At 37.3% G+C, this 13802-nt stretch carries 11 protein-coding genes; all 11 read right to left on the reverse strand.

Annotated elements, in window-relative coordinates:
- Positions 1–3: 3 nt before the first annotated feature.
- The 11 genes from J7E67_RS05565 to kduI all read right to left on the reverse strand — a co-directional run bounded on the left by J7E67_RS05565 (position 4) and on the right by kduI (position 13799).
- Positions 4–1563: a response regulator transcription factor gene (locus J7E67_RS05565; protein WP_214716727.1), complete on the reverse strand. Its 1560-nt coding sequence runs from the start codon at positions 1561–1563 to the stop codon at positions 4–6.
- Entirely contained in the window at positions 1556–3340 is a 1785-nt protein-coding gene (locus tag J7E67_RS05570) for a cache domain-containing sensor histidine kinase (RefSeq protein WP_214731189.1), read from the reverse strand. Before J7E67_RS05570 ends, J7E67_RS05565 begins: the two co-directional genes overlap by 8 nt.
- 274 nt (positions 3341–3614) lie before the next feature.
- The gene (gene rhaM, locus J7E67_RS05575) at positions 3615–3929 is read right to left on the reverse strand and encodes an L-rhamnose mutarotase (protein WP_214714376.1); all 315 of its coding nucleotides are present in this window, start codon (positions 3927–3929) and stop codon (positions 3615–3617) included.
- A 17-nt stretch (positions 3930–3946) separates the two neighbouring features.
- Positions 3947–5932 (reverse strand): beta-galactosidase, encoded by a 1986-nt coding sequence (locus J7E67_RS05580; protein WP_214731191.1) that lies wholly within the window; start codon positions 5930–5932, stop codon positions 3947–3949.
- A gap of 35 nt (positions 5933–5967) precedes the next feature.
- The gene (locus tag J7E67_RS05585) at positions 5968–6654 is read right to left on the reverse strand and encodes a rhamnogalacturonan acetylesterase (RefSeq protein ID WP_308161358.1); all 687 of its coding nucleotides are present in this window, start codon (positions 6652–6654) and stop codon (positions 5968–5970) included.
- 5 nt (positions 6655–6659) lie between these two features.
- Positions 6660–8735: a glycosyl hydrolase 115 family protein gene (locus tag J7E67_RS05590; RefSeq protein ID WP_308161356.1), complete on the reverse strand. Its 2076-nt coding sequence runs from the start codon at positions 8733–8735 to the stop codon at positions 6660–6662.
- A 98-nt stretch (positions 8736–8833) separates the two neighbouring features.
- Entirely contained in the window at positions 8834–9865 is a 1032-nt protein-coding gene (locus J7E67_RS05595) for a glycoside hydrolase family 88/105 protein (RefSeq protein ID WP_214714378.1), read from the reverse strand.
- Positions 9866–9891: 26 nt separating this feature from the next.
- Positions 9892–11202, reverse strand: a complete 1311-nt coding sequence (locus J7E67_RS05600; protein ID WP_214714380.1) for a Gfo/Idh/MocA family protein — start codon at positions 11200–11202, stop codon at positions 9892–9894.
- A gap of 98 nt (positions 11203–11300) precedes the next feature.
- Positions 11301–12056 carry a 2-dehydro-3-deoxy-D-gluconate 5-dehydrogenase KduD gene (gene kduD / locus J7E67_RS05605; RefSeq protein WP_214731193.1) on the reverse strand — a complete coding sequence of 252 codons (756 nt, stop codon included), beginning with the start codon at positions 12054–12056 and terminating at the stop codon, positions 11301–11303.
- 44 nt (positions 12057–12100) lie between these two features.
- Positions 12101–12934 (reverse strand): sugar phosphate isomerase/epimerase family protein, encoded by an 834-nt coding sequence (locus J7E67_RS05610; protein ID WP_214731258.1) that lies wholly within the window; start codon positions 12932–12934, stop codon positions 12101–12103.
- A gap of 34 nt (positions 12935–12968) precedes the next feature.
- On the reverse strand, positions 12969–13799 hold the full coding sequence (kduI, locus tag J7E67_RS05615) for a 5-dehydro-4-deoxy-D-glucuronate isomerase (RefSeq protein ID WP_214731195.1): 831 nt from the start codon (positions 13797–13799) through the stop codon (positions 12969–12971).
- Positions 13800–13802 lie beyond the last annotated feature (3 nt).

Below are 13802 nucleotides of genomic sequence, written 5' to 3' on the forward strand. Positions count from 1 at the left end.
TTTTTACAACCCTTGTAAGGACTCTCTCTTGTATTCTGATGGAGTATATCCTGTATGTTTTTTAAATACTTGACTAAAATATTGAGGGTTTTCACCATAACCAATTTTTTCAGCAATTTCAAATACCTTTACATCATTTTCCTTTTCTATCAAATTAATCGCTAACTCAATTCTTAATCTCGTTATATAATTTGAAAACTTTTCACCTGTTTCTTTCTTAAAAAGTTTCCCAAGATAATCTGCGTTCATATATAACATTTCATTTGCAACCCAATGCAAAGATAAATTTTGATTACTAATATACTTTTCAATTGTCTCGATGACTTTCTTGATAATCGTTGAATGTTTATTATTGTTTTGATTAAAGAATGATAGAGTAATTTCTTGGGCAACGCTTTCAAAAAAGGTTTTCAAATTTTGAATCGTGTCTATATCTAAGAGAAGCGTTAATTTTGTTAAATATGTATTCATTTTTTTAGATTCGCATAAACGTATCATGGCATTAAATAATTGGATGACATAAGACTTCGTGATATTGATATCAAGCCTTAAATCTATTAAATGATTAAAAAACGATTGTATATCTTTGTTAACATCCTCCCAGGAGCCAGATTTTACTAATCGACAGAAGGTTTGGTCATCATAATAGAATTCTATTTCATCAGCAGAGGTTTGATAGGCAATGTCTTTCTCTGTAATGATGCCGCCTTCTCCTAAATAAAAGCGATAAGTTAAACAGTCAAGTGCTTCATTATATAGCTTATTCGCATTACTAATTTTGCCTGTACCACTAATGGCGACTGTAGAATCAATTTGGTAATATTGAAAGAATGTTTTTTTTATTTTTTCGATTTGAGAGTGAAGTTTAGGATATTCACAATAATCCTCAATTAGAAATAAGATTGTTTCCCCTACTGTACAACTAATAATATATGAATCAAAAATATGTTCAGCAATATTTTTGAGTGCAAACATGTGTTCAAATTCAAAATTCCCCTCTAGCTGGAATAACACAAGCCTGACGCTTGGAGTATTTAAATCGAAATTAAAAAGCTTTTGATAATGCTCTAGATCTTTATTTTCATAATGATTGGTAATAAATTCTTTCAGCAGCTGTTCTTTGGCATAGGGAAGAACACTTTCTAGCGTTCCTTTCATTTTCTGAATAAATTGTTCTCGATTTTGTTTTTGTATAAAATCCTCACAAATTTCGGATACTGCATCCATAATCGTATTTTCATTACAAGGTTTTAATAGATAATGCTTCACTCCGTATTGCATCGCTTGTTTTGCGAAATCAAATTCACTGAAGCCTGATAACAAAATAAATCGTATTTCGGGAAATACGCTATGAACCTTTGCCACTAACTCGAGACCATTCATACCAGGCATTTTAATATCACTAATCACGATATCTGGCTGTTGTTGCTCAATGATACTGTAGGCCTCAATCCCATTTCTTGCTGTACCAATTAAATTAGTGCCAATTGACTCCCAATTAATGACCTTTGACATTCCTTCAGTAATGATTCTTTCATCATCTACTAACAATACCTTATACATGCTCTTCCCCCTTATTAAAAGGTAAAACAATGATAACTTTCGTTCCTTTATTGGGTTCGCTTTCAATACTTACTTCATATTTATCCCCATAAGACAGCTTAATTCTGTCATTAATATTTGATAAGCCCACCCCTTGTCCACGGGTTTCCACTTCGCCTCTTTTTAATTTTTCTATAAAGGCAGACTCCATTCCGGGCCCATCATCTTCTACAATTAGTTTGATCGTTTCTTGATTTATTACCGAATAAATACTAATTTTACAAGGATCAATCTTTGGCTCTAGTGCATAATGAATGGCGTTTTCGATAATAGGCTGCAACGTTAGCTTCGGAATATAGAACCCATAAATATCTGAATCGACCATCATGTGAAAATCCAATCTTTCTTCAAATCTATATTTCTGAATAATCACATAATTTTTTACGATATTAAGCTCTTCCTCAATGGTGATCAGTGGTTGTTTTAAGCTAATTGAATTACGCAGCAAAAACCCCAGTGATTCTACCATCTTGGAAATTTGTGTCTGGCCATTGCCTTTTGCTAACCAATTGATGGATTCTAACGTATTGTATAAAAAATGAGGATTAATTTGGGCTTGCAGTGCCTTAAACTCTGTTTCTTTAATCGTAAGTTGTTTTGAGTAATTTTCATTAATTAATTCATCGATTTGTTGGATCATTGTCTGGAAATTTTGTTGAAGTTTACCAACCTCGTCCTCTTGCGATATAGCTGTTTTAAGTACTCTCTTTCTTGCTTCCTTAAAATCACCGACTTTTACATATTGCATTCCATCTACAAGATTCTCCAAAGGAATTGTAATGTTCCTGGCAAAGCGTATACCTAAAATTGTTACGCCAACGAACATTAGGATAAATATCATGATTAAGAATGTTTTAACCATATTTATATTCTCAAAGATTTGATTAAAGGGGATAACATTCAAGTAGCCCCAATCAAAGTAGGTGGACTTAATGTGGACAAGGAAATAGTTTTTATTATCAATTTTTTTTATTTGATAGCCTGATTCTATTTTGTGAGAATCTAAGGATGTCGCTGCTTCTTTTAACGGAGGATTTGTTTCTTTCGGGAAAATAGGATTGTTATCTCTAACAATTAAGAATTCACCATCAATTTTTCTTGATCCCTCTAAAATATGCGCGACAAGTTTATCCATATTGATATAAATAATGATTGTTCCTAGATTGTCAAAGCTTAAGTTTCGAAACTGTCTTATTTCTCTTGCTGTAGCAAATATATAATCATTTTTCTCTGGATTTAACCAAACATTACTGCCATTAGCCTTTATTGTCATCTTGGTAATATTTGCTTTTTGATGTTGAGTTAGTTTAACTGTCCTTGGTCCTACGACGTACTCTTCTCCTTTTACATCAACTAAATTAATAGATTGAATATATTCTTCCTTGTTCGCATAGCTTAGCAGTTTATCCAACATGTTCGTACGCAGACGAAATTTATCATATTCGGTACTATCTTCACTAATCGAAGATAAATATTGTTGAATTTGGGAATCGGTCAAAATATTATAGGTCAGTTCCTCTAAATTTTTCAATTCACTCTCAATACTATTAGAGGATGTACTTAAAACTTGTGACGACTTACTATAAATCTGTTCATCGTAAATATGAAAAGCATACGTTAATCCGAAAAAAGTAAAAGAAAATGAAATAACCATAATCCATGACACTAGTAAGAAAAGTTTGTATTTAATTTTTAAATTGTGGTACTGTTTCTTTAGTCTATGAAGTATCTTCTTCATTTAGGGTTATTCTCCAATTGGTTAATTTTAATAATTAAGTACCGATTTTCAGATGTAAGCGTAGTCAATTAAGTAAATTAAAAAAATAATTTTTACTAAACTTGTCCGTATAAAATTAATTAAATTTTAACATTTAACTAATGTTTTTCATAGGAATATTTTATTTGGTACGTACAAGTAAACTATTAATCTCTTGGCAGAACTAAAAAAGCCCTCGAAATTTGAGGACTCATTAGCGTTTATCCATCATCAAGTTTTTGCGGCTTATAACCTATTACTCTAAATAAAATACTTGCTTCAGTTCTAATGAAACAGGGCTATTATCTGGGTTTGTTTCCATAATATCCTTCATATAAGCCCACCATTTTTGACAAATTTCTGTTTGAGCCATCTTATTCCACTTTTCCTCGCTCTCAATCTCAACATATGCAAACAGGTTATTCGTATTATCATCTAGATAAATGGAATAATGATGGGCTCCATGATTTTTTAACTCGGTAACCATTTTTGGCCATAGCTCGTCATGGCGCTTTTTATATTCCTCCTGAAATCCAGGAAACAATTTCATAATAGAAGCTTTTCGAATCATTCATAATTCCTCCTTCATTAATTAAATCTAATCATTTTATAGTCAAATCTGCCTATTTCAAGTTTTCCTGGTTCAATTGCAGTATTAGTCTGCAAGTTTAAAGCATTTTGAGGTATTGTTACTGAACCACCATTACCGTCCATGTTAATAATAAACCAAACTGTGTAACCATCACCCTGCCTGGGAGCAACGATTGTACCCATAGATACATCTGTTCTCAATGTAAGCCTTGCTTCTTGTGAATAGTATTCTACTAGTTGCTGAAGCAGTAAATCTCCTGCGTCTCCTAATGGCAATGACCCAAGCATGACAATTTTTCCTGCTCCAAGCGGATGCTCTGTGATAAAGGCTTTGCCTTTAGAAAGTCCCTCTTCAATTATTCCAACTGCACTTTTGGAATCTGCTTCAAAGACGGAGCTCCATAGTCCTAATGGGGCAGAAATATCAAAAGCACGACCAATGGTTCCTGTATCATCCATCGGGTAGGTGTATAACACTTCTACACCAGCAAGTTTCTCTAGTTCTCCTAATGCTCGGTCCGTATGCACCGTATGATTTTCTGTCCGTCCGCCTGTTAATGGTCCGGCAATCCAAATTCCACCATTTTTTACAAACTGTTTTGCGCGTGCAATGTAGTCAGAAGATAAATATTGAATAAACGGGGTGAACAATAGTTTATAACCGTCTAAACTTGCTCCTTCAGGTATTACATCACGATGAATCCCCATCGATAAAATACGTTTATAAAAATCTGTTATTAATGCACGATGATTTAAATCTCGATGCGGCTCGGTTTTTAAGAATGCCTTGCCCCGATCAGAATAAGTAATCGCCAATTCTGCTTGTGTAGGTTCAGTCGATAATATAATCTGTTCAATTTCTTTTCTTATATCTTCTACTTCTAACACATTCGCATAGCCCACTGTAGGTTTTCCCCATGCACTTAAGACTGATCCATGCGGCAGTTCGCAGCCTGCACGCTGCTGTCTCCACAACCAATAACAAAACGCTTCGGCACCTAATGCATATGCAGCTACTGCTTCCGCTTTTAAATAACCATTTGGATGAGGACTGGCGTAGCTTTCTAATGACGCGGCATAGGATGGACTGGTCTCCATTACCCAGAAATTTTTACCTTTTTTAAAGTTTCTCCACAAATCATTGTTAATTAAATAATTGGCAAAATTATCAATCGTTGCATACGTATCGAACGATGCAAAATCTAAGTTATTGTAAAGTCTTTCATTGTCAACACTAAAAAAGACAGAGCTGTTATGAGTAATAGGTGCACCAGAAAATTTTCTAATGATTTCTGCCTGTTCATCGGAAAACTCAGCAATTTTCTCCATTGAAAAGATTTGGTACATCGTACTTAACGATGAGTTGTGTAAAAAAGGGACAGGGCCCGGCTGCGGTACCTGTTCAAAGCTATGATAATATTCACTCCAAATCTTAGTACCCCATGCATCATTTAGGTTTTCTATGGTTTCATAACGATTCTTTAACCAAAGATGCCATTGTTCTTTACAGGTATTACACATACATTCGCTAACGTGACATTTAAACTCATTATCGATCTGCCATCCTATTACACCAGGCAGGGATCCTACTGCTTTTGCTAGATTTTCAGTTATGAGCCCTGCTCTTTCTCGAAAATATGGATGATTCGTACAAGCATGCTGCCGGGACCCATGTCCCATCACCTTGCCATCACGATCAACATACATACGATCTGGATGCCCATAGGTGAACCAAATCGGAGGGGTGGGCGTCGGTGTACACATCATTGTTTCAATGCCATTTTCATAAAGTCTTTCGATGATGTTAACAAAAAAGCTCAGCTCAAACTTCCCTTCTTCTAGCTCCATTGTTGACCAAGCAAATTCTCCCATTCTGACAACATTAATGCCTGTTTGTTTCATTAGCCTGATATCTTCTTCAATTACCTTTTCATCCCAAAGCTCTGGATAATAGGCTGCTCCATGATATAATTTTTTGCCCACATTTATCACCTCGTCTTAGTTTTAAGGGTATATATCTACTCTTTAATAAAAGTAACAATCGGTAGCTGTAATTCTTTTATTCCTTCTATTACGAGTTTGCCGACTTCCTCTGCTCCGTGCTCACAAAAGTGAGTGTTATCCTGAATCCCCTCAAGATAATTTGGATATTCATTAGGAGCAAACCACGTGAACAATTGCTTTGACGCTTCGGGACCTAATGTTTGATAAAGCTTATCTGTTTTTTCCCATAAATTGATAAGTTGTACGTCAAGTGTTTCCGCTAACTGAATCATTGCGCTTGGATAGTCTCCGAGAGTATTTACTAATCGGCCCTGCTCATCGAAATTTCTGCGGTGAACAGAAGTAACTAAGATTGGAATTGCACCCTTCTCGCGTGCACCAATTACATATTCAGTCAAGTATGACTGATAGGTTGTAAATGGCTGGGTACCAAATGATTTTTGGTCGTTATGGCCAAATTGAATAAACAGGTAATCGTTTGGCTGGATGAAATCAAGTATGATATCTAAATACCCTTGTTCAATAAAGGTATTGGTACTTGCTCCACCTTTTGCAAAGTTATGAACTTTAATTTTGTCCGTAAAAAAAAGTTGAAATACTTGCCCCCAGCCGGCCATTGGCGCCTCATTCCGCGGACAACTCGCCACAGTGGAGTCTCCCGCCAAAAAAATATGAATAGGTTTGGAAGTTGAATTACTTATCACGTCTATTCCACCTTATCGAAAAATTTTCCTTCAAGCCTTTTTGCTAATTCATCATCCGATAATGGATTTCGATGGGTATTTTCTAGATAAATGTGTTTTTCTGTTTCTGGCATTAAATATTCCTTGTACCATAAAAAGAATTCCGGGCTATCGCCATGCATTCGGACAAATTTTCGAGCTGTGTCTAGAGAATAAATAGTACTTTCTATGTTGGTTAACCAATCAGCACGATAAAAGTTCTCCCACTTCCCATGCCCAGCACGCTTTAATGCAAGCTGACCGTTCTTATAAGCGCTAATTGACTGGTATAACTGAACAAATGCAAGTGGATATTCCTCTTTACTATAAGAAAGATAGGCGTTGCATAACGCTATAAATCCCTTACAACCTGAAACATGTAATTCGACGTGTATAATAAACTGGTCATAGAAACGAATCCGATCTTGTTCTAACAACTGATTCGATAATTCATAACATTGTTCTAACAACTGCTCCCAACCATGGACTGCTGTTTCACACTTTTCTTTAAACCAACAAACTTGTTCTGAAAAAGGAACCTCACCTGTGGCCCAGAACAGCTTTGGTTCATGCGTATTTGTTTTTCCTTGCAGCCAGTGCCCAATGATTCGTCTGACCGGATGGTGATAAAATTCTTCACCTGCTCTGTCATCAGCATGGGGACCATACTTAATCGTCTTTTCGAAATAGCTTTTGTAAAGCTGCGAAATATCTTTCGTTTTCGATGTATATAGGCGGCTAATAAACACCTGTAAATGTTCTTCTACCTCTACCTTACCATTACTCCATAATTCCCTGACCATATCTAATGGATAAAGATGGGGACGAATATTACCGCTGTTTAGCAGTAAATATGAAAAAGTACCGGCTTCAAATGCCTTTTCTACTTCCTCCTTTAACAGTTCTGGAGGACATGGAGACATGGTCAAGTGATTAGACGCCTGCAGGTCATGGAACGTAATATGATAGTAAATTCCATGCTCTCCGGAATCATCAGGAGTTGGCAAAGCAGGGATTCGGTAGTTTTCATTCCCTTGTCTCCGGGACACCATTCTACCATAGCCATTATCTGCCCAAATCTTAATGATTCCATCAGGTACATCGATATGACCCGCTTTGTATAATTCAGCAATTTCTCCATATAGAGCCATGGAACAAACAGGCTGTTCTACTGATTGGCATCCCATTTCATATTGCCGTCTGACCACTTGAGAAATCATCCTGCCTCGTTTTTTAGGAGTATCAAATTCTGGATCATACAACCAAAAAGGCGCATCCCCTTGCCCCCTGAATGATAACACCCAGACAATTTTGCCATTTTTCTGCTTCTTAATGGCTTCTTCCCATAGTGACTCAAATAACTCTGGATGTTCCTTATAGCTTGGTTTTTTACCAGGAAATGCCCTTAAGAACATTTCAGCACCAAGAGGTTCAGCGTGATGATGGGTCACCCACAAACCCATTTCAGAGGCTAAATCTGCATGAATCCCATGTCTTGGGAGATCCGTGCCTGGGATGACCATATTACCCCCGCATCGTAATAATGCTTCAAAGACGGGATGCCATACCTCTTTCGTTGGAGGGTATTCTTCCTTCCACCCGATGAGACAAACTTCATCATTCACAAACCAGCCACGGTATTTTACTTTCTTTTCCCAGGAATCAAATTTAACCGTTGGAATATGTATGTTCGTTTTTGGTTTAACAGGAATATCCGCCCAAAACCAAAAAGGGTCTACTTCTAAATATTGGTGACTGTAATGCAGCAAACCATAGATGATTCCTAAATCGTCATAACCGATAATATGCAATGACCATTTTCCGTCATTTTCCTCAAAACGAAAGCTAAAAGCTTCTGGTTTAGCAGGACATTCTTCTGCCGTTACCGCATATCTAATCACAATATCGGTTTTTCCAAGGGTTTTAACTATTGGGGGTCTTCCAAATACCTTATGATGATCTCTGCTAATCATATCTACTGCATGCTTGACTGGAGTTGATATTTTTTCTGGTACTGAAAAGATTGAATGAGCATCTATCACCACATATGAAGGCTTCACTTTTACTCCTCCTTTTTAAAACCTTACCCTAGCAGACAAAGAATCTATTGATTCAAAAGAACCTGTGGAAGCTTACAACATTCCACAGGTTTATAGATTTACAATTTTTTATTTTCTCTTTTTAAAAGTAGTGATAAGAAGGCTAGAACTAGCCCTTGTCCCCATCCTTGTACTCGTTTATAAGGAACTTCTTTGTAACCGTTGGCATCATACATGACAGCCGTACCTGCAGATACACCCATCACGGAACCATCTTCTCTTATTTGACCAAGGATTCCTTCAATCGATCGCTGGATATATTTGTTATACAATTTCCCACTTGTTAACAAGGCAGCGGCGATTCCGGCTGAACCTGAGGTTTCAAGATAAGAAGTAGGGTCGTCAACAATCGTATGCCAAAGACCAGTGTCTGATTGTAAGCGAATTAAAGCACTTAACTGATCACGTAACGAACCTTGAATAATCATAAAAGACGGATGCTGAACCTCAATCAGTTCAAGTGCCCGCGCCATGGTGTACGCTGCCCAGCTGTTTCCTCTAGCCCAAAAAATTCCTGACATATGGTTTTGTCCGAGATTATCCCAGCCATGGTAATAAAGGTTTGTCATGTCATCCTGGAGAAACTCTTCATGACCATGGTATTGCTTCAATCCAAAGTTGAAATAATCTTCTCTCTCCAACATATTGCCTATTCTCAACAGAAAATATCCAGCCATAAACATGGTGTCGACCCATGCTTGTTCCGGAAATTGATATTTGCTTCCATTGACAGTATGCTGCAGGACACCATCTGCAAAGCGCTCGGCATCGTTAAGTAAGTAGTCTGCCATTTGAATCGCAAATTCAATATACTTTTCTTCATTTGTTGCTTTGTACAAAGTTAAAAGGGTATGACCAATGGAAGAAGCATTTACGGTTAACCTTGGAAGCCCATCTTCTAATTCTGCGTCTACCCAATCTTTAATATATTGAAGATACCTTATTTCACCGGTTGCTTCATATGCTTCGGCTACACCAAAAAAGGCCACTCCTCCTGGCCAATCCCAATTGAAATCCATATTGAAGGTCCTTTCGACAACACGGTCAATTGCCTGACAAACCTTGTTTTCTTCAAGTACTAATTGTGGCATCCTTATCCTCCTTTGTATGGTCAATGCTATCTTGTTAAAGAAAGGTCTACGCTACTTTCCAATAAATCACTGATCTTAATTGGTTTATTTTCTTTAACGGAACGCCAAACACCTTCACCAACAGCGATTGAGTATGCGCCTGCTTCTGCACCTGCTAAAATTGGGTAAGGGCGAGCCTGATCTACCCCTAAGAAGAGATCTTCCAACAATACAGGATCTCCCCCACCGTGTCCGCCTCCTGTTTGGAGAACATGAATTGTCTCTTTTGCCCCGCCAAATAGCGGATAGAACTCAATCGTTTGTTCCGGAATGGAAAATGGAATCCGGCTTGGTTCATGGAATTCAGTTGTTTCAATTCTTCCTTTGGTACCGTTAATCGCTAAACGGTAACCTTCATAAGGAAGCGAGAAATTTACGGAATAGCTTAAGAATGAACCTTTATCATACTTAACAGTGGCAACATACGTATCTTCGATTTCAATTTCATGGTCAAAGATACAGGAATCGGGACGATAATCGGTATAGTTATGTGCCGATTTTTCGATGCTATCAGCTTTAATATGGTCATCTTTAATTTTTATATTGTTTCGGCGATTGGACCAGCGCATATAGTATTGACACAAGTGTTTTTCTTCGCATGTACTACAGTAACGGTTGTCCGTTTTGCTTGGATTAAATTCTCCATCTTTCCCAAAGTAATTTAATGCACCATATGCAAACACTTCTTCTGGTTTCTGATCTAGCCACCAATTCACTAAGTCAAAATGGTGGGTCGATTTATGAATCGATAACCCGCCTGAAAAATTCCGATTACGGTTCCATCTTTTGAAGTAGCTGGCGCCATGATAGGTATCAATATACCAATTTAAGTCAACAGAAGTTACTCTGCCTATTTTTCCTTCTAGAATTAGTTCTTTTATTTTTCGGTGAAACGGGTTGTAACGATAGTTAAACGCAACGATTACTTTTCCATTACTCATCTTTTCCGCTTCTACTACTCTTCTTGCATCCTCTGCTTTCGTGACCATTGGCTTTTCTGTAATAACAGTCAAGTTATTCTCTAAGCCTTGTAATATATAATGAATATGGGTATCATCTCTGCTCGTTACAATCACGGTGTCTGGATTTGTTTCTTCTATCATTTGTTGGAATTGATCTGGATGATAAGAGGGAACCGTTTTTAATTCTGCAAAACTATTCTTGCAAATCTCGATTCTTCGTGGATCACTGTCTAGTACTCCTACAATTTGGTTATTTGAACCAAACTGATGAAGGATTGAATTAATAAACATTCCTAATGCTCTATTACTTAATCCACAAACGACAACTTTATTCATTGTTCTTCCCCCTATTAATTAAGAAGATAATGTAAAAAAAACCCCATTACAGTTCAACATCACTTTAATGGGCAGCTTTTTATCTATTCATTTCGTTCTTAGGAACTTAACCATCCACCATCAACTGCTAGAATATGTCCATTTACATAGTTAGCAGCATCTGAAGATAAGAAAATAACAGCTCCCTTTAAATCCTCTGGAGTTCCCCAGCGTCCTTGAGGAATTCTTGCTGTAATAGAGGCATTTCGGTCTGCATTTTCTCTGATAGGTGCAGTATTATCTGTTGCAAAATACCCTGGTGCGATGGCGTTAATATTAACCCCCTTGCCTGCCCATTCATTCGCAAACGATTTGGTTAAGCCGGCAACGGCATGCTTACTGGCAGTATAAGCCGGAACTCTTACCCCGCCTTGAAATGAGAGCATGGATGCAATGTTAATGATTTTGCCAGAACCTTTTTCAATCATATGTTTGCCCGCTTGGCGGCAGATTTGAAAAACGGCATTTTGATTGACATTTATCACATCCAGCCAGTCCTCATCTGAATAGTGTTCTGCTTCGGCCCTTCGAATAATTCCTGCATTGTTCACTAAAATATCGATACGATCTGTTATAGACAAGGCATTTGCGACCAATTGAGTTGCAGCACCTTGTTTTGATAAATCTACTTTTAATGCATGAAAAATTCCACCGATTGATTCTATTTGGTTTCGAGTAGCTGACATATCACTCATGCCTGCACCGATTACAACAGCCCCTGCCTCGGCTAACCCCACTGCCATGCCTTGCCCGAGCCCACGGCTAGCCCCTGTAATTAAAGCAACCTTTCCTTCTAATGAAAAAAGTGATGTCAAGACTTTCTCCCCTTCCCTGCTGATCTTATTTTTTAATAAATGTGTTAAACTTGTCTGTTGAGGAAAGCGATACTTTCGTCAATATAAGGTTCTTTTGTTTCTTCTAATATGATATTGATAAATGGTTTCTTCTTATTAATCATATTTAAAATGAAATCATAGTTTAAAAGTCCCTTACCCACCGCAGTAGGTATTAACTGGTTATCTTCGACGATAAAATCCTTCGCATGAAGAACTACTACCCTATCACCCAATAACTCCATTGTTTCCTGTAAAATCTCTTCTTGATTTTTGTACGTATCCCTCGTTAGGAGATTTACTGGATCTAGAATCACTTGAAGATTATTAGAATCGATAGTATCTAACAATCTTCTCATTACCTTTGGAGAATAGACAGGGTGGTTCACCCCTGGTTCGATTCCAACAATAACACCAAATTTTTCTGCTTCTTGTACGAGCTCCCGGACACTTTCAACTACTTCTAAAAAAGGTTCTTCTTTGAAGTTTTCTTCGGTATAGGAGATTTCAGCGTTTACATTACCTGTTTCGGTTGCAACGATGCTGCAGCCAAAATCCCTTGCATAACGGATATGCTCTTTGAATCGCTCTATTCCTTTTCTTCTTTCAACTTGGTCCGGGTGAATCATATTGAAATAGCATCCTAACACAGCAATTTGTATATGATGTTTCGAGAATTCTTTGCCAACATAGCTGGCTAAACCTGGACTTAAACTACCATATTTGGTATTAATAGTTTCTATTGATTTACTTAAGGCTAACTGGACAGATGTCAGCCCTTTACTAGCAATTTCTTTCACTAATTCTTCTAATGGACGGTTTTCAATATCATGGGCTCTTATACCAATATTCAAATGGATCACCTTACCTATCTCTTTTAAACTAAGTATTGTATTATCGTAATTCTTCCATTTTTACATGGTCCATATCTGTATAAGTAATATTTTCACCGCACATTCCCCAGATAAAAGTATAATTACTTGTAGCTGTTCCTGTATGGATTGACCAACTTGGTGAAATAGCAGCCTGCTCATTTTTCATGATCAAATGCCTAGTTTCGTCTACTTTTCCCATAAAATGGAATACACGAGTTTCTGGCTCCATATCAAAGTATAGGTATACCTCCATCCTCCGTTCATGGGTATGACAAGGCATGGTATTCCAAACACTCCCAGGCGAAAGCATCGTTAGCCCCATTTGCAGCTGACAGCTTTCGCAGACATTCGGGTGGACATATTGATAGATTTTACGTTCATTCAGTGTTCCTGGGGCACCTGCTTCTAAAGGTGTAATTTCGTTTATGTCGATTTTTACGGTCGGATATTTATGATGTGCAGGAGTTGAGTTAATATAAAATTTCGCAGGATTGTTAGGGTCAACCGAACGGAATAACACCTCTTTGATTCCTTTACCAACATATAATCCGTCTTTACGCTGCATATTGTATTCCTCACCGTCAAGGATGACAAAACCATCTCCACCGATGTTAATAATCCCCATTTCACGACGTTCTAAGAAGTAATTAACTCCAAGCTCTTTATCGAGTTTAATCGTTAGTTCCTTATCAGCAGGTGTAACCCCGCCAAAAATCATTCGGTCAACATGAGTGTAAGTTAGATGTACCTGACCTTCTTCAAAAAGTGATTCTACTAAAAATTCTCTTCTTAATTCTTCGGTAGTATACTTTTTTATATCCTCTGGATGATGTGCATATCGAGTTTCCATTGA

It is taken from the genome of Bacillus sp. ISL-46 (assembly GCF_018613205.1).